The sequence below is a fragment of the Streptomyces sp. BK239 genome (genome assembly GCF_004217285.1).
In the GTDB taxonomy this organism is placed as follows: domain Bacteria; phylum Actinomycetota; class Actinomycetes; order Streptomycetales; family Streptomycetaceae; genus Streptomyces.
Genome location: NZ_SHKS01000001.1, coordinates 842887 through 868240 on the forward strand (window position 1 = coordinate 842887; position 25354 = coordinate 868240).

General features: G+C 71.3%; 20 protein-coding genes and 1 pseudogene. 8 read left to right on the plus strand and 13 right to left on the minus strand.

Features of this window, described 5'->3' with window-relative positions:
- Window positions 1-60 precede the first annotated feature (60 nt).
- The 5 genes from EV567_RS03660 (at window position 61) to EV567_RS03680 (ending at window position 10898) form a co-directional block, all read left to right on the plus strand.
- Window positions 61-1725, plus strand: a complete 1665-nt coding sequence (locus EV567_RS03660) for a glycoside hydrolase family 13 protein (protein WP_130437099.1) — start codon at window positions 61-63, stop codon at window positions 1723-1725.
- Window positions 1726-1879: 154 nt separating this feature from the next.
- Window positions 1880-3259, plus strand: a complete 1380-nt coding sequence (locus tag EV567_RS03665; protein WP_207228665.1) for an alpha-amylase family protein — start codon at window positions 1880-1882, stop codon at window positions 3257-3259.
- Between the two features lie 116 nt (window positions 3260-3375).
- Window positions 3376-8802: a pullulanase-type alpha-1,6-glucosidase gene (gene pulA / locus EV567_RS03670; protein WP_130437100.1), complete on the plus strand. Its 5427-nt coding sequence runs from the start codon at window positions 3376-3378 to the stop codon at window positions 8800-8802.
- Between the two features lie 72 nt (window positions 8803-8874).
- On the plus strand, window positions 8875-10497 hold the full coding sequence (locus tag EV567_RS03675; RefSeq protein ID WP_130437101.1) for a fused response regulator/phosphatase: 1623 nt from the start codon (window positions 8875-8877) through the stop codon (window positions 10495-10497).
- A 44-nt stretch (window positions 10498-10541) separates the two neighbouring features.
- Entirely contained in the window at window positions 10542-10898 is a 357-nt protein-coding gene (locus EV567_RS03680) for a 5-carboxymethyl-2-hydroxymuconate Delta-isomerase (protein ID WP_130437102.1), read from the plus strand.
- Window positions 10899-10917: 19 nt separating this feature from the next.
- Here the strand turns inward: EV567_RS03680 and EV567_RS03685 are convergent, their stop codons facing one another.
- The 3 genes from EV567_RS03685 to EV567_RS03695 form a co-directional block, all read right to left on the minus strand.
- A complete protein-coding gene (locus EV567_RS03685; protein ID WP_130437103.1) occupies window positions 10918-11634 on the minus strand; it encodes a TetR/AcrR family transcriptional regulator in 717 nt (238 codons plus the stop codon).
- Window positions 11635-11692: 58 nt separating this feature from the next.
- Window positions 11693-13618, minus strand: a complete 1926-nt coding sequence (locus EV567_RS03690) for a hypothetical protein (RefSeq protein ID WP_130437104.1) — start codon at window positions 13616-13618, stop codon at window positions 11693-11695.
- Between the two features lie 185 nt (window positions 13619-13803).
- Window positions 13804-14331 (minus strand): tetratricopeptide repeat protein, encoded by a 528-nt coding sequence (locus EV567_RS03695; RefSeq protein ID WP_130437560.1) that lies wholly within the window; start codon window positions 14329-14331, stop codon window positions 13804-13806.
- A gap of 86 nt (window positions 14332-14417) precedes the next feature.
- Here EV567_RS03695 and EV567_RS03700 point away from each other — a divergent pair, with 86 nt between their 5' ends.
- The gene (locus EV567_RS03700) at window positions 14418-14891 is read left to right on the plus strand and encodes a hypothetical protein (RefSeq protein ID WP_130437105.1); all 474 of its coding nucleotides are present in this window, start codon (window positions 14418-14420) and stop codon (window positions 14889-14891) included.
- 140 nt (window positions 14892-15031) lie between these two features.
- On the opposite strand, the gene EV567_RS03705 is transcribed toward EV567_RS03700, so the two are convergent.
- From EV567_RS03705 to EV567_RS03730, 6 genes are all read right to left on the minus strand, one after another.
- Window positions 15032-16657 (minus strand): DUF1996 domain-containing protein, encoded by a 1626-nt coding sequence (locus EV567_RS03705; protein WP_130437106.1) that lies wholly within the window; start codon window positions 16655-16657, stop codon window positions 15032-15034.
- A gap of 195 nt (window positions 16658-16852) precedes the next feature.
- Complete coding sequence (locus EV567_RS03710; protein WP_207228666.1) at window positions 16853-17860, minus strand: NAD-dependent epimerase/dehydratase family protein; 1008 nt, start codon at window positions 17858-17860, stop codon at window positions 16853-16855.
- A 97-nt stretch (window positions 17861-17957) separates the two neighbouring features.
- Entirely contained in the window at window positions 17958-18578 is a 621-nt protein-coding gene (locus tag EV567_RS03715; protein WP_130437107.1) for a winged helix-turn-helix domain-containing protein, read from the minus strand.
- Window positions 18579-18978: 400 nt separating this feature from the next.
- A complete protein-coding gene (gene glnII, locus EV567_RS03720) occupies window positions 18979-20007 on the minus strand; it encodes a glutamine synthetase (RefSeq protein ID WP_130437108.1) in 1029 nt (342 codons plus the stop codon).
- A gap of 386 nt (window positions 20008-20393) precedes the next feature.
- The gene (locus EV567_RS03725; protein ID WP_130437109.1) at window positions 20394-21083 is read right to left on the minus strand and encodes a hypothetical protein; all 690 of its coding nucleotides are present in this window, start codon (window positions 21081-21083) and stop codon (window positions 20394-20396) included.
- A 123-nt stretch (window positions 21084-21206) separates the two neighbouring features.
- Window positions 21207-21566: an arsenate reductase family protein gene (locus EV567_RS03730; RefSeq protein WP_130437110.1), complete on the minus strand. Its 360-nt coding sequence runs from the start codon at window positions 21564-21566 to the stop codon at window positions 21207-21209.
- Between the two features lie 157 nt (window positions 21567-21723).
- Here EV567_RS03730 and EV567_RS03735 point away from each other — a divergent pair, with 157 nt between their 5' ends.
- The gene (locus tag EV567_RS03735) at window positions 21724-21993 is read left to right on the plus strand and encodes a hypothetical protein (protein WP_130437111.1); all 270 of its coding nucleotides are present in this window, start codon (window positions 21724-21726) and stop codon (window positions 21991-21993) included.
- A 72-nt stretch (window positions 21994-22065) separates the two neighbouring features.
- Here the strand turns inward: EV567_RS03735 and EV567_RS03740 are convergent.
- Window positions 22066-22851, minus strand: a pseudogene (locus EV567_RS03740) (alpha/beta hydrolase); the annotation flags it as partial.
- A gap of 186 nt (window positions 22852-23037) precedes the next feature.
- Here EV567_RS03740 and EV567_RS03745 point away from each other — a divergent pair.
- Window positions 23038-23313 carry a hypothetical protein gene (locus EV567_RS03745; protein WP_130437113.1) on the plus strand — a complete coding sequence of 92 codons (276 nt, stop codon included), beginning with the start codon at window positions 23038-23040 and terminating at the stop codon, window positions 23311-23313.
- Between the two features lie 82 nt (window positions 23314-23395).
- Here EV567_RS03745 and EV567_RS03750 read toward each other — a convergent pair whose 3' ends face one another.
- Genes EV567_RS03750 through htpX form a run of 3 tightly spaced genes read right to left on the minus strand, consistent with a single transcriptional unit; the run spans window position 23396 to window position 25326 of the window.
- Window positions 23396-23785 carry a hypothetical protein gene (locus EV567_RS03750; protein ID WP_130437114.1) on the minus strand — a complete coding sequence of 130 codons (390 nt, stop codon included), beginning with the start codon at window positions 23783-23785 and terminating at the stop codon, window positions 23396-23398.
- A gap of 24 nt (window positions 23786-23809) precedes the next feature.
- Window positions 23810-24397 carry a PspA-associated protein PspAB gene (pspAB, locus tag EV567_RS03755; protein WP_130437115.1) on the minus strand — a complete coding sequence of 196 codons (588 nt, stop codon included), beginning with the start codon at window positions 24395-24397 and terminating at the stop codon, window positions 23810-23812.
- Between the two features lie 2 nt (window positions 24398-24399).
- On the minus strand, window positions 24400-25326 hold the full coding sequence (htpX, locus tag EV567_RS03760; RefSeq protein WP_207228667.1) for a zinc metalloprotease HtpX: 927 nt from the start codon (window positions 25324-25326) through the stop codon (window positions 24400-24402).
- Window positions 25327-25354: the final 28 nt, after the last annotated feature.

Consider the following 25354-nt stretch of genomic DNA (forward strand, 5'->3'; position numbering starts at 1 on the left):
CCGCCGCCGAAACCCAGAGCACCGACCGTGACCGCGACTCCGTTACCTACCAAGGACACCATGAGCCAGCACTCCGCCGACCCGGCACCGAACTCCGCCGTCGCCACCGTCGCCAAGCGCCGCGACTGGTGGCGGGACGCGGTGATCTACCAGGTCTATCCGCGCAGCTTCGCCGACAGCAACGGCGACGGCATGGGGGACCTGGAAGGCGTACGATCCCGCCTCCCGTACCTGCGCGACCTCGGCGTGGACGCCGTGTGGCTCAGCCCCTTCTACGCCTCCCCGCAGGCCGACGCCGGCTACGACGTGGCCGACTACCGGGCCGTCGACCCCATGTTCGGCAACCTCCTCGACGCCGACGCGCTGATCCGCGACGCCCACGAACTGGGCCTGAGGATCATCGTCGACCTGGTGCCCAACCACTCCTCCGACCAGCACGAGTGGTTCCGGCGGGCCGTCGCCGAGGGCCCCGGCTCACCCCTGCGGGAGCGCTACCACTTCCGCCCCGGCACCGGGAAGAACGGCGAACTCCCGCCCAACGACTGGGAGTCCATCTTCGGCGGGCCCGCCTGGACGCGCGTCGAGGACGGCGAGTGGTACCTGCACCTCTTCGCGCCCGAGCAGCCCGACTTCAACTGGGAACACCCGGCGGTCGGCGACGAGTTCCGCTCGATCCTGCGGTTCTGGCTCGACATGGGCGTGGACGGCTTCCGCATCGATGTGGCACACGGACTGGTGAAGGCGGAAGGCCTTCCCGACCTCGGATCCCACGACCAGCTCAAGCTGCTGGGCAACGACGTCATGCCGTTCTTCGACCAGGACGGCGTCCACGAGATCTACCGGCAGTGGCGCAAGGTCCTCGACGAGTACGCGGGCGAACGTGTCTTCGTCGCCGAGGCGTGGACCCCGACCGTCGAGCGCACCGCGAACTACGTCCGCCCCGACGAACTGCACCAGGCCTTCAACTTCCAGTACCTGAGCACCGACTGGGACGCGAAGGAGCTGCGCAAGGTCGTCGACCTCACCCTGGAGGCCATGCGGCCCGTCGGCGCCCCCGCCACCTGGGTGCTCTCCAACCACGACGTCACCCGGCACGCCACCCGCTTCGCCAACCCGCCCGGCCTCGGCACCCAGATCCGCCTCGCCGGCGATCGCGAGCTGGGCCTCCGGCGCGCCCGGGCGGCCACCCTGCTCATGCTGGCGCTGCCCGGCTCGGCGTACATCTACCAGGGGGAGGAGCTGGGCCTCCCGGACGTCGTCGACCTGCCCGACGAGGTGCGCCAGGACCCCGCGTACTTCCGCGGCGCCGGCCAGGACGGCTTCCGTGACGGCTGCCGGGTGCCGATCCCGTGGACCCGCACGGGCTCGTCGTACGGCTTCGGCAGCGGCGGCAGTTGGCTGCCCCAGCCGGAGAGCTGGGGGGAGCTGAGCATCGAGGCGCAGACGGGAGCCGCCGGCTCCACCCTCGAGCTCTACCGCACCGCGCTCGCCGTCCGCCGTGAGCAGCCCGACCTCGGCGCGGGCGACTCGGTGGAGTGGCTGAAGGCTCCGGAGGGCGTTGTGGCCTTCCGGCGCGGGGAGTTCGTGTGCGTCACCAACACCGGCGGCGAGTCGGTGACGACCCCCGCACACGGCCGCCTCCTCCTCGCCAGCGACGAGATCGCCGAGACGGACGGCGAGATGAAGATCCCGGCGGACACCACGGTGTGGTGGACGACGGCCTGACAACCGGTCACCTCTCACGGGGGATCGCTTCGGCGGTTCCCCGTGAAATTATTTGCTCAGGGTTTCAACTCTCTTGCTGTAAACATTTCACGGCGGTACGTTCGCGCGGCGCCAGGCAAAGACGCCTGGCCGTCGTCGCAAGGAGTACACGCCTGTGATATCGAGATGGTCCGTCACCGCGACCGCGCTCGCCGCCATCGCCGCGGCCCTCGTCGCTCCCGCCACCACCGCGCACGCCTCCCCGCCCGGCGCCAAGGACGTCACCGCCGTCCTCTTCGAGTGGAAGTTCGCCTCGGTCGCGAAGGAGTGCACCGACACCCTCGGCCCGGCGGGCTACGGCTACGTCCAGGTCTCGCCGCCCGCCGAGCACATCCAGGGCTCCCAGTGGTGGACGTCCTACCAGCCGGTGAGCTACCGGATCGCGGGCCGGCTCGGTGACCGCACGGCCTTCCGGACCATGGTGAACACCTGCCATGCGGCCGGGGTGAAGGTCGTCGTCGACACCGTCGTCAACCACATGGCGGCGGGCGGCGGCACCGGCACCGGCGGCTCGTCGTACACCAAGTACGACTATCCGGGCCTGTACTCCTCCTACGACTTCGACGACTGCACGTCCCAGGTGACCGACTATCAGGACCGCTGGAACGTCCAGCACTGCGAACTCGTCGGCCTCGCCGACCTCGACACGGGCGAGGACTACGTCCGCAAGACCGTCGCCGGTTACCTGAACGACCTGCTCACCCTCGGCGTCGACGGCTTCCGCATCGACGCGGCCAAGCACGTCGACTCCGCCGACCTCGCCGCCGTCAGGTCCCGGCTGACCAACCCGAACGCGTACTGGAAGCAGGAAGCCATCCACGGCAGCGGGGAGGCCGTGCAGCCCACCGAGTACGCGGGCAACGGGGACGTCCAGGAGTTCCGCTACGCCTACGACCTCAAGCGCGTCTTCAACAACGAGAACCTCGCCTACCTGAAGAACTACGGCGAGGGCTGGGGCTACATGAACAGCTCGGTGGCCGGCGTCTTCGTCGACAACCACGACACCGAGCGCAACGGCTCCACGCTCAGCTACAAGGACGACGCCGACTACACCCTGGCCAACGTCTTCATGCTCGCCTGGCCCTACGGCGCGCCCGACGTCAACTCAGGCTACGAGTGGTCGGACGCGGACGCCGGGCCGCCCAACGGCGGCATGGTCAACGCCTGCTGGCAGGACGGCTGGAAGTGCCAGCACGCCTGGCCGGAGATCCTGCGCATGGTCGCCTTCCGCAACGCCACCCGCGGTGAGCCGGTCACCGACTGGTGGGACAACGGCGGCGACGCGATCGCCTTCGGGCGGGGCGCCAAGGGCTTCGTGGCAATCAACCACGAGTCGGGCTCACTGACCCGCACCTACCGGACGTCGCTGCCTGAGGGGACGTACTGCAACGTCCAGAACGACACCACGGTGAGCGTGAACTCCGGCGGCCGGTTCACGGCGACCCTGGGCCCCGACACCGCCCTGGCCATCTACGCGGGCAGGGACAGCTGTTGAGCGACATCTGAAAGTTCTTTCCCATTGTTTCAGGACTCTTGCTGTAAGTGTTTCGGCGGCGATACGGTCGCGCGGGGTCGGACCCACAAGAGCCGTCATGCAAGGAGTCCACGTCAGTGATACCGAGATGGCCGGTGCCGTCCAGGCGCCCAACCGCCCGTGCCGGACGGGTCGCTGCGGTCACCGCGACCGCGCTGGCCGCAGCGCTCGTCCAGCCCCTCGCAGCCCGGGCCGAGACCCCGCCCGCCCCGCCGTCCGACGCACGGCTCGCCGCCCAGCCCGCCCGGCACGACGACACGCGCGAGCAGTTCTACTTCGTCCTGCCGGACCGGTTCGCCAACGGTGACACCGCCAACGACAAGGGCGGGCTGACGGGTTCGCGCCTCGCCACCGGCTACGACCCCACCGACAAGGGCTTCTACCAGGGCGGCGACCTCAAGGGCCTGACCGGGAAGCTCGACTACATCAAGGGCCTCGGCACCACCGCCATCTGGATGGCCCCGATCTTCAAGAACCGTCCGGTGCAGGGCACCGGAGCCAACGCCTCGGCCGGCTACCACGGGTACTGGATTACGGACTTCACCCAGGTCGACCCGCACTTCGGCACCAACAAGGACCTTCAGACCCTCATCTCCAAGGCGCACGCCAAAGGCATGAAGGTCTTCTTCGACGTCATCACCAACCACACGGCGGACGTCGTCGACTACGAGGAGAAGTCCTACGACTACCTCTCCAAGGGCGCCTTCCCCTACCTGACGAAGGACGGAAGGCCCTTCGACGACGCCGACTACGCGGACGGCGCAAGGAGGTTCCCCACCGTCGACGCCGGCTCCTTCCCCCGCACACCCGTCACGCCCTCCGCCGGGAAGGTCCCCTCCTGGCTCAACGACCCGACGATGTACCACAACCGGGGCGACTCCACCTACGCCGGCGAGTCGACCACGTACGGCGACTTCTCCGGCCTCGACGACCTGTGGACCGAACGCCCCGAGGTCGTCAGCGGCATGGAGAAGATCTACCGGCGATGGGTCGAGGACTTCGACATCGACGGCTTCCGGATCGACACCGTGAAGCACGTGAACATGGAGTTCTGGACCCAGTGGGCGACCGCTCTGGACGCCTACGCGGCCCGGCACGGACGCGACGACTTCTTCATGTTCGGCGAGGTCTACTCCGCCGACACGGACATCACGTCCCCGTACGTCACCCAGGGCCGCCTCGACGCCACGCTCGACTTCCCCTTCCAGGAGGCGGCACGGCAGTACGCCTCCCAGGGCGGCAGCGCGCGAGGGCTCGCCTCCGTCTTCGGCGACGACTACAAGTACACGACCGACAAGGCCAACGCCTACGAGCAGGTCACCTTCCTCGGCAACCACGACATGGGCCGCATCGGCCACTTCCTGAAGCAGGACAACCCGAAGGCCACCGACGCCGAACTGCTCGAGAAGGACCGGCTCGCCAACGAGCTGATGTTCCTCAGCCGCGGCAACCCGGTCGTCTACTACGGCGACGAGCAGGGCTTCACCGGCGCCGGCGGCGACAAGGACGCCCGCCAGACGATGTTCGCCTCGCGTACCGCCGACTACCTCGACGACGACCAGCTCGGCACCGACCGCACCCACGCGAGCGCCGCCTACGACACCCGGGCGCCGCTGTACCGGCGGATCGCGGCCCTGGCCGAGCTGCGCAAGGCCAACCCGGCCCTCACGGACGGCGTCCAGACCGAGCGCCACGCGGCGGACGGCCCGGGCGTCTACGCCTTCTCCCGCACCGACGCGAAGACCGGCACCGAGTACGTCGTCGCCTTCAACAACGCCGACGACGCGAAGACGGCGACCTTCGCGACCGGTTCGGCGGACATGGCGTTCCGAGGCGTCTACGGCAGCAAGGACACGCTGACGTCCGGCGCCGACAAGAAGCTCACCGTCCGCGTCCCGGCCGGCTCGGCGATCGTCCTCAAGGCGGCGGGCAGGCTCGCCAGGCCCGCGACCAAGCCGGTCATCACCCTCGACGCGCCTGCCACCGGCGCCACCGGCACCGTCGAGCTGAGCGCCGACGTCGGGGGCGGGCAGCTCAACCGGGTCGTCTTCGCGGCCCAGGTCGGCAGCGGCCCGTGGCGCATCCTGGGCTCCGCCGACCACGCCCCGTACAAGGTCAGGCAGGTCATCGGCAAGGACGTACCGCCGGGGACCGCCCTGCGCTACAAGGCGGTCGTGGTCGACTCGGCCGGGCGGACGTCGAGCGCGACCGCCGGCAGCACCACCGGCACCCCGCCCGCCCCCGAGACCCCCACCGCGTCCTCCCGCGACCACGCGATCGTCCACTACAAGCGCACCGACGGCGACTACGCCGACTGGGGCCTGTACGCCTGGGGCGACCTCGCCGACGGCGAGTCCACGAACTGGCCCGACAGCCACCCGTTCACCGGCCGGGACGCCTACGGCGCCTTCGCCTACGTCAGGCTGAAGCCGGGCGCGTCGAACGTCGGCTTCCTCGTCATCGACAAGCAGGGGAACAAGGACGTCTCCGCCGACCGCACGATCGACGTCACCAAGACGGGTGAGGTGTGGATCGAGCAGGGCGAGGAGACCGTACGGACCGAGCGGCCCGAGTACCCCGCGCAGGACAGGACGAAGGCCGTCCTGCACTACCACCGCGCCGACGGCGACTACGACGGCTGGGGACTGCACGTCTGGACGGGTGCCGCCAGCCCCACCGACTGGTCGAACCCCCTGAAACCGGTGAAGACTGACGCCTATGGCGCTGTCTTCGAGGTGCCGCTCACCGAGGGTGCCACCAGTCTCAGCTACATCATCCACAAGGGCGACGAGAAGGACCTGCCCACCGACCAGTCGCTGGACCTCACGGCGAACGGCCACGAGGTGTGGCTGTTGAACGGCCAGGAGAAGTACCTGCTGCCGCAGCCCGCGGGCAGCGCGGCCACCCTCGACCTGACCACCTCCAAGGCGGTCTGGATCGACCGGCACACCCTCGCCTGGAACGGCTCCGACGCGGCCGCCTCCACCCAGCTCCTGTACTCCCACGACGGTTCGATCGAGGTGAGGAACGGGGCGCTGACCAGCGACGACGAGCGCTGGCTGCGACTGTCCAGGACCACCCTCACCGACGCCCAGAGGGCGAAGTTCCCGCACCTGAAGGACTACACCGCCTGGTCCGTCGACCCGCGCGACCGCGACCGGGTGCGCGAGGCACTGCGTGGTCAGGTCGTCGCCTCGCAGCGGGCCGTTGGGGGCACCTCCCAGGCTTTCGGCTCTGGGGGAGGGGCGGTGCTCGCGGCGACCGGTGTGCAGATCGCCGGCGCACTCGACGACCTGTACCCCGGGGCGACGAAGGCGGCGCTCGGGCCGACGTTCCGCCACGGCCGTCCGACCCTGGCCGTCTGGGCGCCGACGGCGCAGTCGGTGAAGCTGGAGATCGACGGTTCCACGGTGCCGATGAAGCGCGACGACACCACCGGCGTCTGGTCCGTCACCGGCCCCGCGTCCTGGAGGAACAAGCCCTACCGCTACGCCGTCCGGGTCTGGGCGCCCAGCGTCCGCGAGGTCGTCACCAACAAGGTCACCGACCCCTACTCGCTCGCCCTCACGGCGAACTCCGAGCGCAGCCTCGTCGTCGACCTCGCCGACAGGTCACTCGCCCCCGAAGGCTGGTCGACGTACGCCAAACCCAGAGCCGTACCGCTCAGGGACGCCCAGATCCAGGAGCTGCACATCCGGGACTTCTCCGTCGAGGACCGCACGGCGCGGCACCCCGGCGGCTACCTCGCCTTCACCGACCGGGACACCGACGGCACCAGGCGCCTGCGGGAGCTGGCGAAGGCGGGCACCTCCCACGTCCACCTGCTGCCCGCGTTCGACATCGCCACCATCCCCGAGCGGAAGGCCGACCAGGCGACCCCGGACTGCGACCTCGGCTCCTACCCGGCCGACTCCGACCGGCAGCAGGAGTGCGTCGGGAAGACCGCCGCGAAGGACGCCTACAACTGGGGCTACGACCCGTACCACTACACCGTCCCCGAGGGCTCCTACGCCACCGACCCCGACGGCACCGCCCGCACGGTGGAGTTCCGCCGGATGGTCAAGGCGCTCAACGAGGACGGCCTGCGGGTCGTCATGGACGTCGTCTACAACCACACCGCCGCCTCCGGACAGGCCGCCACCAGCGTCCTCGACAAGGTCGTCCCCGGCTACTACCAGCGGCTCCTCGCCGACGGCTCGGTGGCGAACAGCACCTGCTGCGCCAACACCGCCACAGAGAACGCCATGATGGGCAAGCTGGTCGTCGACTCGGTCGTCACCTGGGCCAGGCAGTACAAGGTCGACGGCTTCCGCTTCGACCTCATGGGCCACCACCCGAAGGCCAACATCCTCGCGGTCCGCAAGGCCCTCGACGCGCTGACCGTCGACAGGGACGGCGTCGACGGCAAGAAGATCATCCTCTACGGCGAGGGCTGGAACTTCGGCGAGGTCGCCGACGACGCCCGCTTCGTCCAGGCCACGCAGAAGAACATGGCGGGCACCGGCGTCGCCACCTTCTCCGACCGCGCCCGCGACGCCGTCCGCGGCGGCGGTCCCTTCGACGAAAACCCCGGCGTCCAGGGCTTCGCCTCCGGGCTCTGGACCGACCCCAACTCCTCGGACTCGAACGGCACTCCGGCCGAGCAGAAGGCCCGGCTGCTGCACTACCAGGATCTGATCAAGGTCGGCCTCAGCGGCAACCTCGCCGCATACCGCTTCACCGACAGCGCCGGCCGCGAGGTCACCGGCGCAGAGGTCGACTACAACGGCGGCCCCGCCGGCTACGCGCACGCCCCCGGCGACGCCCTCGCCTACGCCGACGCCCACGACAACGAGTCCCTCTTCGACGCCCTCGCCTTCAAACTGCCCGCGACGACGAGCGCCGACGACCGGGCCAGGATGCAGGTCCTCGCCCTCGCCACGGCCACCCTCTCCCAGGGACCCGCCCTCTCCCAGGCCGGCGCCGACCTGCTGCGCTCCAAGTCCCTGGACCGCAACTCCTATGACAGCGGCGACTGGTTCAACGCCATCCACTGGAACTGCGCCGACGGCAACGGCTTCGGCCGCGGACTGCCGCCCGCCGCCGACAACCGGTCCAAGTGGCCCTACGCCAAACCCCTGTTGACCACCGTCCGGGTCGGCTGCCCGCAGATCGAGGCCGCCTCCGCCGCCTACCGCGACCTGCTGCGCATCCGTACGACGGAGAAGGCGTTCTCCCTCGGCACGGCCGCCCGGGTGCAGTCGACGCTGTCCTTCCCGCTGTCCGGCCGGGAGGAGACCCCCGGCGTGATCACCATGGCGCTGGACGACCTCGTCGTCGTCTTCAACTCGACGCCCACGGAGCAGCGGCAGCGGATCACCTCGCTCGCCGGGACCGGCTACCGCCTGCACCCGGTGCAGGCGGCGGGCGCGGACCCTACAGTCAAGTCCTCGACATACGATGCGGAATCGGGCACGTTCGCCGTTCCGGGCAGGACCGTCGCGGTCTTCTCCCGCACACGCTGAACAAGGGCTTACCTTGGTGGAGCGGGCCACGGACGCGGTCCGCTCCACCAAGGGGTGCCCGAGGGCTGACATTTGGACGTCGACGGCAAGCGGACCGACGCGACCGTCCTGGTCGTGGACGATGTGCCGGCCAGCCGGTTCGCCATGGGCGCGCTGCTGCGCCGCGCCGGCCACCAGGTCGTCCCCGTGGCCAGCGGCCGGGAGGCGCTCGTCGAACTCGACGTGCGGCTGCGCCGGGGCGCCCTGCCCGACGTGGCGCTGGTCGACGTGGGCCTGCCCGACATGAGCGGCTTCGACCTGTGCCGCCGGCTCAAGGCCCGCCCGCACATGGCCGGATTACCCGTCGTGCACTTCTCGGCCGCCGCCCTCGCCTCCGGCGACCGCTGCCAGGGACTGGACGCGGGCGGCGAGGCCTATCTGACGATGCCCGCCGAACCCGAGGAGATCGCCGCCGTCGTCCGGGCCGCCGTGCGCGCCGCCCGGCTGCGGGCCGGCGACCAGGCGCTGGCCCGCAGACTGTCCCTGCTGTCGGAGACCATCGTCACCGTGCAGTCGGCGCGCTCCCTCCAGGAACTCGCCGACGCCGCCGCCGAGGGCGCCGGGCGGCTCACCGGCGGACCCGCCGCCGTCTTCGTCCTCGCCCCGGACGACGAGCTCTACCGCGGCGCCTCCCGCGACCGCACCTGCCTCGCACTGCCCGACGCGGACGCCCACCGCACCGTGGCCGCGCTGCTGCGCCGGCTCACCCGCGGACAGGCCGGGGTGCAGATCACCACCGTGCCCGCCCCGCTGTGGCCGGCCGGCTTCTTCCGGCCCGGCCTCCAGCACGACGCCCGCCTGGTGCTGGTGCCCACCCAGGACGGCAGGGCGTCGGTGTGCCTCGCCACCCCCACCCGTGAGGTGCGCAGGGTCGACCCCGAACGGGAGGCGGTGGCCGCCCGGCTCGCGCAGGCCGCCGCGCTCGCCGCCCAGCCGCTGCTCATGTACCAGGTCGAGCGGCACGTCGCCCTCACCCTCCAGCACAGCTTCCTGCCCCAGCCGCACCGGCTGCCCGAACTGCCCGGCGTCGACATCGCCGTCCGCTACGTGCCCGCCTCCCGGGACACCGAGATCGGCGGCGACTTCTACGCCGCCCAGCGCACCGCCGACGGCGTGCTCACCGCCGTCGGCGACGTCGTCGGGCACTCGCTGGAGGCGGCCACCGTCATGGTCGAGATCCGGCACGCGCTGCGCGCCTACTGCGTCGACGAGAGCGACCCGGCCGTGCTCGCCGAGCGCCTGGACCGGATGCTCCAGCACCACCACCCCGAGGTCACCGCGACGGTGTGCCTGGCGCTGATCGACCCCGGCACCGGAGAGACCCGCGTCGCCAACGCCGGTCACATCCCGCCGCTCGTCGTCCGCGACGACCGCGGCGCCGACTACGTCAAGGCCGCCGGCCCCCTGCTGGGCCTCGGCGTGCCCCACCCGCCGCCCACCGAACTGCGCCTGGCGCCCGGCGACCGGCTCCTCATGGTCACCGACGGTCTGATCGAGACCCGGGGCATCGACCTCGCCGTCTCCATGGAGCACCTGCGGGCCGCGGCGGCCGGCGCGCTGCCCGGCCTGGACGCCCTGTGCGACACCCTGCTCGGCTGCTTCGGCCACGACCGGGACGACGACATCGCGATGCTGGCGCTGAGCCGCACCGGCTGAGCGGGGCCCACTAGGGTGATCGAGACCCCAGAACAGGAGTGCCCATGCCGCAGATCACCGTCGACTACTCCGACCGGCTCGCCGACGACTTCGACCGGCCCGGATTCGCCCGGGCGCTGCACGCCGCCGTCGTCGACATCGCGGCCGCCAAGCCGCCCGCCTGCAAGACGCAGTTCCGCCGCACCGAGGACGCCGTCGTCGGCCCCGACACCGAGGGGCACGCCGTCGTCCACGTCCACATCGGGCTGCTCGCGGGCCGCAGCGAGGAGACCAGGTCCCGGCTGACCGACGCCGTGCTGGACCTGCTGCGCCAGTACGTCAAGCCCGCCGGGTCACTGGCCGTGCACGCCTCCGCCGAGGTCCGCGACCTCGACCCCTCCTACCGCAAGTACGACGCCTGACCGGTCAGGCCGCCAGAGCTCAGGACGCCAGAGCGATGAGCCCGGCCGCCAGCGTGCCGAAGGGGCCGTCGGCCGGCTCGTCGCCCAGGACGGGCCGCAGCAGCTCACGCAGCCGCGGGTCGTGGGCGGCGCTCACCGCGGCGAGGGCGGCGAAGTCCTGCACGAGCTGCACCTCCAGCTCCTCGCGCGGGATGCGCCGCCCGTCCAGCCACAGCAGCGCGGTCGACTCGGCCAGGGAGATCCAGGAGCGGACGACCAGCTCCAGACGCGCGGGCGGATCACAGACGCCCAGATGCGACAGGATCTGCTCGTAGGCGGCCTGACGCACGGAGTCGATGAGCGCGTTCGTGGTCGAGACATGACTGATCGTGTCCGCCGCTCCGGCGGAGACCGCCGGGCCGCCGCGCATCAGCGCGGAGAAACCGGGACCGTGCGCGTCGACGAAGTCGAAGAACCGGCCCATCACCCGCAGCAGCCGCGCCCCCAGCGGCCCTTCGTGCGGCTCGGCGAACCGGCTCCTCAGATCCTGCGCGGCCCGCTGCAACGCGGCCTCGTAGAGGCTGAGTTTGCCGGGGAAGTAGTGGTAGACGAGAGGGCGGGAGATACCGGCGGCCGCGGCTATCTCGTCGATGGAGACCTCGTCGGGCGAACGACGGGCGAACAGTTCGAGGGCGACGCCGATCAACTGCTGCCGACGCTCCTCCACACCCATCCTGCGGCGGACCCCGGTAGTCATAAGACCACCTTACCGATCGAATCCGGACGCGAACGGAGCGGACCGTTCACGGCGTTCGTCACCGCAGTCCGCTGACCGCCCGCCCGCCCCTCAACGTCCCCTCCAGATCCGCCCGCGCACCCCGCTTCGTCCGCACGGCCAGCAGGTTGCCGGCGGACTCCCCGCGCACCCCGCCGGTCGCCCGCACCGACTCCGCCGCGCGGTCACCGGCCGCGAGGAGGTACCAGGAACCGGCCTCGGACTTCCACAGCACACCCGCCAGGACGTGCGGGTCGCGCGGACCGCACGCCGGCACGTCCCCGGCCGCCGCCACGACCGCCCCGAACAGACCGCCCGGCGTGCGGAACTGGGCCAGCGCCCGCGTCCCGTCGCCCCGCCAGGTCTCCGCACGCGTGCACACCCACCCGCCGGAGCCGCTCCCGTCGGGCAGCGGCTGCCGCGCGTACGCCCAGGCGTTGACCGACCGCACACCCTGCGCGCGCACCTCGCCCAGCGAGCAGGCGAACGGTGCCCAGGCGCGCAGCGCCTCCGCGCCCGTCGCGTCCTTCGGCGCGGCCGGCCGGCCGGCGGTGATCCGGGCGGGCAGGATCTCGCCGAGGTCGCTCAGCAGGTACGAGCCGGACGCGTCCGACAGTTGCAGCACGTTCCAGGTGGTGCAGGCCCCGGCGCGGGTCGCGGGGCTCGCCAGCGGCGAGGTGACACCGCGGGTCAGCGTCAGGTTCATCAGCCCCGCGCCCGGCTTCGACAGGTCCCGCTCGGCCGCCTCGCGCACCCAGGGGGCCGTCAGATAGCGGACGTTGCCGTCGGCCCGGTCCAGCACCACCGCCCCGGCCTCCGGGCCGAGCGCGCCGTTCGCCCGCGCGAGGTCGAGGGCGGCGCCGGCCGTGCCGTCCTCCGGCTCGGCGTAGCGGGCGATGCGCAGACCGTCGTAGAGGATCACCACGCGCGCGACGCCGACGTCACCCGCGTAGAGCAGCTGGGGCGGTCCGGAGGGGCCGCCGGCCGGGGTGCCGGGCGTCGCCGACACCCGGACCGCGTCACCGGGGCGCGCCCACACGGCGAGCGCCCGGCGCAGCAACGCGTCGTCCCCGGTGAGCTCGCCGCGCGCGGGCCACACGGAGAAGTCGGCGCGGGTGGCGGTCTTCCAGGCGACGGGGGAGACCCGGACCAGCCGGCCCGGGTCGAGGGCGGCCTCCGCCGCGGGGTTGCGCGCGTACGGCGGGGCGGCGGCGCCGTCGGGGCCCCAGTCGCGGTCGGGCAGCGCGAACAGCGCGCCGCACACGGCCAGCGCGGCCGCGGCGGCGAGCGCGGCCCGGGTGTGCCGGCGGCGGCGCATCAGGTCGGTGGGGCGGGCCTGGAGCGAGCAGGGGTCGAACTCGGGGGACTCCAGCAGGGAGTACCGGGCGGGGACGGCGCCGGCCGCTTCCAGCGCGGAGTCCACGTCGTCCACCCCGGCCTCGGTCAGCGCCCTGCGCACCTCCGCGTCGTCGAGTCGCTCAAGGCCCCGCAGCACGTAGGCGGCCCGGGCCGGGGCCGACAGCGAGGCCAGCGACTGGTCCAGGGCGAGTTCCTCGGCGCCGCCGGAACGGGGGAAGAGACGCAGCCCCCACACCATCGGCAGCACCGGCGGCACCAGCGCGTGCCGGGACCTGCGGGCCCGCTGCTTCAGCGGCAGAGTGGCCTCCAGCGCCGAGCGCAGCACGCGCAGCCGTACGTAGCCGTAGCCGGCGTCGCCGTCGCGGGCGGTGGACTGGGCGGGGATGACGGGGGCCGGGGCGCCGGGGCGGGGCAGGGCGCGCTGGGCGAGGGCGTGCGCGGTCAGGACGCGCCGGCCGCGGCCGAGATCCGGGGAGAGCACCAGGTAGGCGATCCGGACGAGACGCGGATAGTGCTCGACGAGCGCGGCCTCGGCCTGCTCGACGTCGACGACCCGATCGGCGACGGATCCGGACACGGGGCGTGGGACGACATCCTGTGGCTGCACGCCCAGGGCAACGAGCGAGCCGACGGATGGTCACAGGGGGCGAGCGGCTTCGCTGCGCTGGGCGGACGCGGGTGCGGGTGGGGCTGGGCGCGGGTGTCCGTGTCGTCCCGCCCCGGGCGGCCCGTTCCGCCGGGTGGACTGCGCGGTCGGGTGGACTGCGCGTTCGGGTGGACGGCCCCGCAGGGTCAGTTCTCCGGATCGGTCAGGGCTCGGGCGTAGTTCGCCATCGACCGCTGGTAGCGGGGGAGATGGGCGGCCAGGGCCTCCAGGACCAGGGCGAGGCCCTCGCGGTCGCGGCCGAGGCTCGACAGGCACAGCGCGAGCGTCGCGCGGACGGCGTCGTCCAACTCGTCGGACGGGCCGTCCAGTTCGGGGGTGAGGAGCTTGACGCCTTCCTCCGGTCGACCCACGTTCCGCAGGGAGCTGGACAGCTGGATCTTCGCGCGCCGCCCCCGGTACCCGTCGAGACCGCCCGCGAGCGCCTCCCGGTACAGCGGGACCGCGCGGTCGGAGTGCCCGGTCGAGTCCCAGGCGCAGGCCCGCTCGAACAGACCCGGCGGACTGTCCGCCGGCAGCTCCGCGGCCAGCGCGTCGATCACGGCCCGGAAGTCGGCCGCGCCCTGCTCGCCGTAGCTGTCGAAGGAGGCCCAGGCGGCGGCCACCCGGTCGTCCCATGCTCGGTCGTCGTGGTTCACCGGCCCACCTTGGCACAGGTGGGGCCGCCGGGACACCGGTATTTTGAGCGGACCGTGCGCGGGAGCCGTATCCAGGACGAGGCTCTTCCAGGGAGGACGGACAGATGAAGATGACCCGACCGATGCTCGCGGCGGCCGCCGCCGCGGCGGCGCTCGTGCTGACCGGCTGCGGCGGCTCCGGCGGTTCCGGCGGTGACGCTCAGGCCGTCCCCGAGGCCGCCACGGGCAGCCTGGAGCAACTGGCCGCCCAGGTGAAGTGCAAGCCGAACATGCAGACCGACGCGGACGAACTGCGCCAGGCCATCTGCAAGAACCCCGAGGGCAAGTTCATCCTCGTCACCTTCGCCACCGACCGCGGACAGCGCGAGTGGATCAACGGGGCGAAGGACTACGGCGGTCACTACCTGGTCGGCCGCAAGTGGGTCGCCGTGGGCGAGACCAACACCGTGACGGTGCTGCGCAAGAAGCTCGGGGGTGACATCGAGGAGGGCACGGACCACTCGGCGCACACCGGGTCGCACGAAGACCACGAGGGCTCGGCCGAACCCTCCGCCGGGGCGACGCACCCCGGTCACTGAACCGGCTGCCGAAGCCCCCGCTCAAGAAGCGCACGGAGCGCACGGAAGACGGACACAGCTCGAAGGCCGGCGGTGAGGGAATCTCACCGCCGGCCTTCGGCGTTTCACGACCGGACCGCCGGGGGCGCGGTCCTAGGCCGTCACTGGCACTTCTTGCCGGTGTTGATGCAGTTGACCATCTTGTTCATCAGGTTCTTCGAGAAGAAGTTGATGAAGTCGTTGTGGTCGGTGATCGGCTTGTGCAGGTTCTCCGGGAAAGAGTCCACCGCGTACGCGTTCACGACCTGGCCGTTCTGGATCTTGGGAGCCGGAACGTTGTAGACCAGGCGGACCTGCAGCTGGGGGATCGCCTTGAAGCCGTTCGCGCAGCTGCCGTCACCCTGCACGAAGGCCACGTGCGTACGGTGGTTGGCGCTGTCGATGTTCTTGCCGTCCCAGCAGCTCTGGAAGTTGGACGTGCGCACGACCTGGCTGCCCTGCGGGCAGATCGGGTACTTGTCCTTCAGCTGCACCTTGTTCTCGAAGCCGGTGCAGCTCCAGTTCACGTTGGCGTTGGCGTTGCCGTTGACGAAGGCCTTCGCGTCACCGGTGATGATGCGCAGGGCCGTCGGCATCGCGACGACGTTGCCCTTCTTGTTGCCGACGAACTTCAGCTGCGCCTGGGCGGGCTGAAGGATCTTGCCGACGTTGCCTTCCTTGCCGCCGCCGTCCTTGTTCTGGTCGAAGTCCTGCGAACCGTCCTGGACGCGGAGCACCGGCCAGAAGTACGAGGACTTGTCGCCCTGGTTCTGGCAGCTGGTGCCGGCGCCCGCCAGCTCCTGGTCGCTCGCGAAGGCGTCGTTGTTCTGGTTGCCGACGTAGTCGTGCAGGTGGTGCGCGCCGTTGGTGACACCGGGGGCCACGATCACGTTGTCCGTGTTGTGGTTGTCGTTGCCGTTGGTGCCGCACTTGGTGGTGAAGGTGCCCCGCGAACCGCCGTTGCCGTTGGCGGCGAGACCGTTCTGACCGACACCGAGCTGGGCGTTGTTGCCGGCCTTGGTGATGTCCACGAAGTCCGCCGCGACCGGGCCGTTGCCGCCCTGACCGCCGTTGCCCTGCTGGCCGCCGTTGTTCTGGCCGCCGTTGTTGCCCTGCTGGCCGCCGTTCTGCTGCTGACCGCCGTTGTTGTTCTGGCCGCCGTTCTGCTGCTGGCCGCCGTTGTTGTTCTGGCCGCCGTTCTGCTGCTGGCCGCCGTTCTGCTGCTGGCCGCCGTTGTTGTTCTGCTGACCACCGTTCTGCTGGCCGCCGGCGTTGGTCTGGACGACCTGCGGCGTACAGGCGGAGAGCTGGTTCAGGTTCGCGGCCTGCCCACCGGCCCGCTGGATGTTGATCCGGATGCGGTCGATCGTGGCGGCCCGCTTTTCCTTCAAGGGGCCGAGGATCGCGTTGTTCACGAATCCGGGGTCGCCCGCCTGGGCCTGACGGGTGGAGGCGAGCCGGGCGTAGGCCTCGGTGATCTGCTTGTCCAGCAGCGCCAACTCCTGGTCGACACCCGAGCGTGCGCCCTTGGGCACGTTGGTCAGCTTCTGCCCCACGTCGGGGCAGGAGATGGTCGCCACCTGCCCGGCCGCGGCCTTGACCTGGTTGTTCTGCGACGAGTTCTTCTCGTGCGCGGAAGCGTAGAAATTCGCCCAGACAAGCCCGCCCCCACCGAGCGCTAGGGCCGCCGATGCTGCTATGGCCTTGCCGGCCATCGATGAACGGCGTTTACGTGTGTTGCGTCCCATGGAACTCCTCTGACTTCCTTGCGGGGCAGCATTGAGGCGCCCGACAGGAGTGAAGCGGCGTCCATCCATACGCATGCCGCCCCGCAGGTGTTCAGCGGTCTCAGAAATTCATGAGAGGTCCGTGGAACAATTCGACCCCAACGCCCCCACAGGCGACATAGCCAACACGCCTGATTGCCAAGGGAGTTGTGTGGATCACGCGTCCTGGTCCAGGCGGGCGAGCACCTTCGCCTCCACCTCCGGGTCCAGGCCCTTGCTCGTCCGGTCGGGGCGCTGGGGAGCGGTGCCGCCGATCGCGCCCAGCCATCGCCAGGTGTCGGCCACCGTCTCCCCGACGGGCCGGCAGTCCAGCCCCGTCGCCACCGCCCGTGAGACGTCCGCGGCGTACACGCTGTCGTGCATCTCGCTGTCCGGCGGCACCCACATCGGCAGCTGCGTCCACGGTTCGATGCCCGCGTCCAGGATCACCTGCGGTTCGACCCACCGCAGTTCGGCGGACCCACCGGTGGCCCGCACGCAGGATTCGAGCAACTCGCCCATGCTCGCGTGGTTCTGAGGACTCATCAGGTTGTAGGGGCCGCTCAGTTCCCGCTCCACCGCCCCGACGGTCCACTCGGCGAGGTCGCGGACGTCGATGTACTGCAGGGGCAGCTCGTGCGGCCCCGGCGCCAGGACCGGGCCGCCGCGGGCGATCCGAGTCAGCCACCAGGGCAGCCGGCCGACGTTCTCGTACGGGCCGATGATCAGGCCTGCCCGGACCAGCACCGAGGCCTCGGCCCCGAACGCGCCGATCGCCGCCAGCTCGCCGCCCCGCTTGTCCCGGGCGTAGTCGGTCTTCTCGGCGTCGGGCTCGGCGCCCTCGACCACGGCCGCGTCCTCGGCGTACCCGGCGGGCGGGGCGTACGCGTACACCGAGCAGCTCGACACATACACGAACCGGCGGGCGCGGCCCCGCAGCAGCCGCGCCGCCTCGTGCACCGCGCGGGGCGCCCCCGACCAGGTGTCGACGACGGCGTCCCACTCGCCCTCCGCGAGGGCGGCGAGGCCCCCGGACGCGGTGCGGTCGCCGACCAGCGACCGTGTCCCGGGGACGGGCGTGTGAAGCCCCCGGTTGAAGACCGTCACGTCCCAGCCGCGCCCGAGGGCCGCCTCCACGACGGCCCGTCCCACGAACTCCGTACCACCCAGCACCAGTAGTTTCATGCCGGTGACTGTGCCCCGCCCGGGCACGGGAGGGAACCCCGGTCTGCCGACGGCAGAACAGGTCGACGCCGAGGGGCGCCCGGGGGCCGGCGGCCGGTCAGCGCCCGGTCGGGGGCGTGTACTTGTAGCCGACCCGGCGCACCGTCTGGATCGAGTGGCGGTGGTCCGCGCCCAGCTTGCGGCGCAGCCGGGCGACGTGGACGTCGACCGTGCGGCCGTCGCCCACGTGGCCGTAGCCCCACACCGTGGTGACGAGCTGGTCGCGGGTGTGCACCCGGTTCGGGTGCGCCACGAGGTGGGCGAGCAGCTCGAACTCCAGGTATGTCAGGTCGAGTTCCCGCCCGTCGACGAAGGCGGTGCGCTGCACGGGGTCGACCCGCACAGGCCGGTCGTCCGTGTCCGCGTCCACGACGGCGGTCACCGGGGCGACGGTGTCCTCCGGCCGGTCGGGCACCGCCACCGGCAGGAACGGCGGCTGCTGGTCGGCCGGGACGAGCACCAGGTAGCCGACCATCTCGGGCCGTCCGGGCAGGGCGGGCAGGGTGTGCTGCGGGGCAGGCAGCCAGGTGGCGCCCGGCGGGAGGAAGTCCGCGACGTGCACCACCTCGTCCCGGTCCACGGCCCGTAGCCGGTGACGGGCGGGCACGGGGGCGGTCGCGGCGCCGGAGACGGCCGGGGCGGAGAGGGGAGCGGCGGAGAGAGAACGAGTGGTCGCCATGAGAGGTCAGCTCTTTCGCGCGAGGAGTTCGTCTGGAGGACGACGGCCGCGATTCGTGGTCGGGCCCGTCGAGGGACGTACGTCGTGCGCGCTGGCCGAAGGCCGGGGTGTACGGCTTTAGAGGGCCTGCGCGTTCCTCACGCGGCAACACACCCGGTCGAAGTCATGGTGCTGACGGGAAGGCCAGAAGGGCTCGAGGTCGTAGCGACCCGAGGCGCAGAACTTCTGGAAGCCGGTCATGAGCCCATTGAAGCAGACACACGCCCGTCACAGCAGACTCCTCTCACAGCTTGGACGCCTCGCCCGCGTCCCCGTGGCGTGAAGTCGCCGTCGGCGGGGACGCGGAAGGGGCGCCCACCGCCGACGACGGTGGACGCCCCTTCCGGGAGCGGGAGCGGGCTCAGACCTGGCCGGCCTTCTCCAGGGCGGAGCAGCAGGTGTCCACCAGCAGACGGGTCACCGTGTACGGGTCGACGTTGGCATTGGGGCGGCGGTCCTCGATGTAACCCTTGCCGTCCTTCTCCACCTGCCACGGGATGCGCACCGATGCACCGCGGTTGGAGACGCCGTAGGAGTACTCGTTCCACGGGGCGGTCTCGTGCAGGCCGGTCAGGCGGTCGTCGATGCCGGCGCCGTAGTTCTTGACGTGGTCGAGCGGCTTGGAACCCTCGCCGAGCGACTCGCACGCGGTGATGATCGCCTCGTAGCCCTCGCGCATCGCCTTGGTCGAGAAGTTGGTGTGCGCGCCGGCGCCGTTCCAGTCGCCCTTGACCGGCTTGGGGTCGAGGGTCGCCGAGACGCCGAAGTCCTCGGCGGTGCGGTAGAGCAGCCAGCGGGCCACCCACAGCTGGTCGGAGACCACCAGCGGGGACAGCGGGCCGACCTGGAACTCCCACTGGCCGGGCATGACCTCGGCGTTGATGCCGGAGATGCCCAGGCCCGCCTTCAGGCAGTTCTCCAGGTGCGCCTCGACGACGTCACGGCCGAAGATCTCGTCCGCGCCGACACCGCAGTAGTAGCCGCCCTGGGGGGCCGGGAAGCCGCCCTTGGGGAAGCCGAGCGGGTAGCCGTCCTTGAAGAAGGTGTACTCCTGCTCGATGCCGAAGATGGGCTCCTGGTCGGCGAACCGCTCGGCGACCTCGGCCAGCGCGGCGCGGGTGTTGGTGGCGTGCGGGGCGAGATCGATGTCGAGGACCTCGCACAGCACCAGGACGTCGTCGCCGCCGCGGATCGGGTCCGGACAGACGAAGACCGGCTTGAGCACACAGTCCGAGGCGTGGCCCTCGGCCTGGTTGGTGGAGGACCCGTCGAAGCCCCAGATCGGCAGCTCGGCACCCTTGGCGTCGTCAGCGAGGATCTTCGTCTTCGAGCGAAGCTTGGCGGTCGGCTCGGTGCCGTCGATCCAGATGTACTCAGCCTTGAAGCTCACGGGCCACATCCTTCGGGGTGTGTCAGGGCGCGATGCGGGCGCTGCGGCACCGGGGCGCCGCGGTTCGATGTGCGCGAGCCTGTCAACAGGCGATTTCCCGGCCGTTGCCCGAGTGTGAACCCCGTGTTACCTGGTGGTGCCGTGACCCGCCCCGGGGCGTGAGACCGCACACACGCGTGCGGCGGCTCGTGTGCGAGCGGGTCCCGCTTGTTCGTGGCCGCGAACAGAGCGGGACCCACTGCGACACATACGAGGCGACAACCCGGGCGGCCGAGCTTGCTCGCGGGGAGACGGACGTCCGGTCGGACGCGTCCCCTCACGTGCCCCCGCTCGCCGCGCCCTCCGGTAGGGGCCGGCGCCTCAGCGAGTCACCTCTCGTCGCCCCCTCACCCCACCTTCTCGATCACGGCCCGGCGGATCAGGAACTTGCCGGGCTCACGGACCTGTTCGAAGGCCGCGTTGTTCAGCAGCACACAGCTGCCGGACACCGACGTCACCTCGACGGTCGTGGACTTGTTGTTGTCGAGGTTGGTGACCTTCAGCTTCGTCCCCGCCGGGAACTGGTTGCTGGACGCGGCCGGGGCGCCCCCCTCGCCGGAGAGGGTGACCGTCGAGCCGTTGCAGACCTGCTGACCGGAGGCGGCGCCACCGGCACCGCCGCCGTTCCCGGCGGGGGCGCTCTGCGCGGGGGGTGTCGCGGACTGGGCGGGCTGCCCGGGTTGCGCGGGCTGGGCCGACTGCGCCGGCTGCGTCGTCTGGGAGCCCTGAGCCGACTCCCCGACGACGCAACCGGACGCCTCCTGCTGCACCTTGATCTGAGCGATGACCGCCTCACGGTTGGCGATCCTGGCCGCCGACTGCGCGTCGGGCTTCGCCTGCTGGTCCGCGATGAACCGCTGGTTGTTGCCGAGAGCGGTGGCGAGACCCTGACAGACGGTCGACTCGGCGGCCGTCTGCGGGCTCTGCGCGGCGTTCGACGTGGTCGCCATGACGAAGGCCCCGCCTCCCGCCACGCTCGCGGCGCTCACGAACAGAGCGAGCTTCTTCTTCGTACTGAGAGTTCTCCTGCGCGACATGCGCGCCTCCTGAGAGGTAGGGGAGCGTACGCCGCTATGTACGAGATCCCGAACGAGGTTACTCAGCGGTCACGGAAGTCGGTCGAGTGGCGCGCGTCACAAGTGCGCCCTGCGGAACGGCTGTTACCGGGACAGAGCGTCACGAACGGCCTCGTCCGTGCGGGCCACGACCGCCGTGCCGTCGTCCGCCGTGATGATGGGGCGCTGGATGAGCTTGGGGTGCCGGGCGAGCGCACTGATCCACCGCTCGCGCGAACCGGCGTCCCGGGCCCACCCCTTGAGCCCGAGCTCCTCGGCTTCGGCCTCCCCGGTGCGGGTGATGTCCCACGGCTCCAGGTTCAGCCGGTCGAGCACGCCCCTGATCTCGTCCTCGCTCGGCACGTCCTCCAGGTAGCGGCGGACGGTGTACTCGGCTCCCTCGGCGTCGAGCAGGCTCAGCGCGCTGCGGCACTTGGAACAGGCGGGGTTGATCCAGATCTCCATGGGTTCACGGTATCCGCAGGAGGTGTGGCCGGAACGCTCGGGGAGGCCCCGAAAGCCCCTGTGGCCAGGGGCTTTGTCAGTGGTGGGCAGTAGAATAGAAGCAGTGTTCGAGGGTCCCGCCGGAGTCGCCGGCAGGAGCCCTGACCGCGACAGGAGGATGCCCGTGCCCGCTGCCGCACTCGACCTGCCCCACGTCCCCGTCCAGAAGAGGGCGCTGCCGCCCGGCCGGCCGCGCGACTGGTACATCACCCACAACCGCCGCCTGAAGGCGATGCGCCTCGCCATCGCCCTCCTCGACTCCGGCGTCTACCTTCCGGGCCAGGCCCGCAACGAGAAGATCCGCAGCACGGCCCAGCTCCTCGGCATCCACCCGCCGTCGGACACGACGTGCCACATGGTGCGAGCCCTGATGCGTTACTCCCGCTGACCCCCGGCCGGGCGCCCGCCCCGACGGCCCGCGCCCGGCCCACCCGACCTACCGCGCCGCCGGAACCTCCGGCGTGACGGTGGTGCCGTCCGCCAGCCAGGAGCGGGTCGCGGTCCAGCCGTGCTCTCCCGGACGGGTCAGCAGCGCCGCCGCGAACTCCTTCGCGTCGGCCGGGTGATCCCGGAACCACAAGCCCAAACGGTGCTCCGCTTCGGGGAGTTCGAAGCGGGTGTACTGCGCGCGCGTCGCCAGGGCGTCCTGCACGGCCTCCGTCACCGCCGCCGGGATCACCGCGTCCGTGCCGGGCACGGCGAGCACCGCACGGCCCTCGAAGTCACGCAGCGCCGAGAGCGCGGGTGACTCCCGCCAGCTGTCCGCCGCGCGGATGACCGCGCTGAACCGCCCGTCCCCCTCACCGAACGGCTCCTCCCACGCCTCGCCCGCGTACACCGCCGGCGCGCACAGCCCGACCGCGGTCACCCGACCGCCGTAGTGCGCGACCAGATCGGCTACCGTGTGCCCGCTCATGCTGAACCCCACCAGCACCAGCGCCCCGTCCGCCGGGACGAACGCGTCGATCACCGACACGGCCTGCTCGAACCGCCGCCGCAGGCTCGACTCCCGCAGCTCACCGCTGCTTTCACCGTGCCCGGAGAAGTCGAAGGCGAGCGAGCGGCAGCCGTGCGCCGCGAACTCGCCCACCAGTGGCAGGAGTCGGGCCGCGCTGCTGTCGCCGGCGCCGTGCAGAAGGACGACGGTGGCAGCGGCGCCCGGCCCGCCGCCGGCCTGGACGCCGCTGAGACGTTCACCGCCGTGCTCGTGCAGAAAGGCCGTCAGGGAGAGGGGCTGCTCACTCATCCGCCCATTCACTCACGCCGCCCAGCCCCTCGGAGCGCCGTTCCGCGCCGAAAAGGAGATGCACGGCGAGTGACGGCCTCCCTACGCTGAGAGCATCCCCCACCGCATCGCACCACCCACACCCCATCCCTCACGCCCTACGACCACGCACAGCCACCCGATCCCCGACCAGGAAGGAGGCACACCATGGGTACCGTCGTCCTCTCCGGCACCGTCGTCCTGGTGGTCCTGGGATTCGGCAACCACCTGTACTGGCTCGCCGCCGTCGCCGTCCTGTTCCTGTACGTGCGTCACGGACGCGACGCGACCTCACAGGCCGCTCCCGGCCCCACCCCGAGTGCCGGGCCGACCTCCTACAAGGCCTACCGCGATCGCCGTGACCAGCAGGCCAAGTGGGAGCGGCGCTACCGCAGGGAGCGCCCCGTCGAGTCCCGCCGGCAGGACCGCGAGCGCGCCGACTGAGGCGCACCACCCGAGTGAGGCGCCCCCGGCCGTCACAGGCCGGGGGCGCCCCGCAAGGGGGCGCCCGGGGACCGTGAGGCGGTCAGGCGCCGGGGTCGACCTCGGGGTGCGTGAACCGCACGGGCTTGCCCAGTGACCGGGCGTAGGCGATCTCGGCTCGGGTGCTGTCCCCGATGTAGTCGCCGACCACGAGCACATCGTCAGCGAGCCGGATCTTCGCCCGGTGCAGATCGTCGAGTCGAACCTTCAGCGCCTCGGCCTCGACGGGATCGGACCACAGTTCGTGCGGTGACTTCATGTCGCACCCCGGCTTGACGACGATCTTCCCGGCTTCGGTCTCCCGCAGATCGGCCTCGGCCATCTCGGCCATGAAACGGGTGGATCCGCAGATCGCGACGATACGCGGGAGGCTCAGCCGCTTCTTCGCGTCGGCGAGTGACTCCTCGGGGGTGAGCGGTCGCGGGTATGGCATCGGTTTCATTCCTCGGGTCACTGCTCAGTCGGCCAGTCCGGGTGCGCCCCAGATGGGGAACCAGCGCGACTTGTCAGGCTCGATCCGCAGATCGGTCCCGAGCAGGGCGGCTACCTGGATCTCCAGCGCGTTGTCGCGTTTCCCGGGGTCGGAGCGGATGCACAGCGGATAGAACGTACCCCTCTTGTAGAGGTACACCAGCCCCAGCGTCCGCCCCGTCCCGTCGCGGAAGCCGGCCAGGGAGCACAGCAGTTGAGGGCCGAAGCCGTTGACCTCCATCGAGCTGTTCACCGCGTGCAGGTCGTTGACGAGCAGCGACAGCTCGTCGGGCGCCCGGCGTGAGACCAGCCAGGAGTAGCCGTAGTCGTCCCGGGTGAGTTCCACCGGCGGGCCCGTGCGGTCGGCGTCCGCGTCGAGGAGGGCCTGCACCTCGCGGTGCGTCTGCTCGAACGCGGCGCCCTCGACCGTCGCGAAGCACACCGCGCCCTGCCCGGTCGGGGTGAACCCGGTCGCCGCCTCCAGCGTCACCGCCGCCGACGGCAGCGCGAACAGCTGGTCGAGATCGGGCGCGACCGGCTTCGTACGGCCGAGAAGGATGTCGAGCAGCCCCATGCTCAGCCCGCCTTCCCGGGAGCCGCCGCCCCGCCCAGCTCGGCCGAGATCCGGCCCAGCTGGTCGAGCCGCTGCTCAAGGCTCGGGTGGGTGGAGAAGTACCGCTCGAGGCCGGGCTCCCGGCCGGACGCCGGGGTGAAGTAGAAGGCGTTGAAGGCCTGGGCCGTGCGCAGGTCCTTCGTGGGGATCCGGGCGATGTCGCCCGAGACCTTGGTGAGCGCGGACGCCAGCGCCGACGGCCGGCCGGTGAGCAGCGCCGCCGCCCGGTCCGCGGCCAGCTCCCGGTACCGCGACAGCGCCCTGATCAGCAGGAAGCTGACCGCGTACACGGCCGCCGAGACGCCCATCACCGCGGCGAAGACCATCGCGGTGTTCTGGTCCCTGCGTCCTTGGCCGAAGACCTGCGAGTAGAAGGCGAACCGCACGATCAGGCCCGCGATCACACCGAGGAAGGACGCGACGGTGATCACGGCGACGTCCTTGTGCGCCACGTGCGACAGCTCGTGCGCGAGCACGCCCTCCAGCTCCGCGGGCTCCAGTCTGCGCAGCAGTCCCGTGGTCACGCAGACCACGGCGTGGTCGGGGTCGCGCCCGGTCGCGAACGCGTTCGGCATGTCCATCTCGGACACGGCGACGACCGGCTTCGGCATGTCGGCCATCGCGCACAGCCGGTCGACGACCGCGTGCAGCTCGGGATGCTCCTCGCGCTCCACGACCCGCCCGCGCATGGCGAACATCGCGATCCGGTCGGAGAACCAGAACTGCGCGACGAACATCGCCGCGATCAGCACGACGACCAGCAGCCAGGACTTCAGCAGGACGATCAACGCGGCGACGAAGGCCACGTACAGCAGGCCGAGCAGGAACATCGTGACCGTCATCCGCACGGTCAGGCCCCGGTCGCCCTGGAAACGGCTCCGCATCTGCATCACCACCCGCGCTCAGGCACTCGTCCCA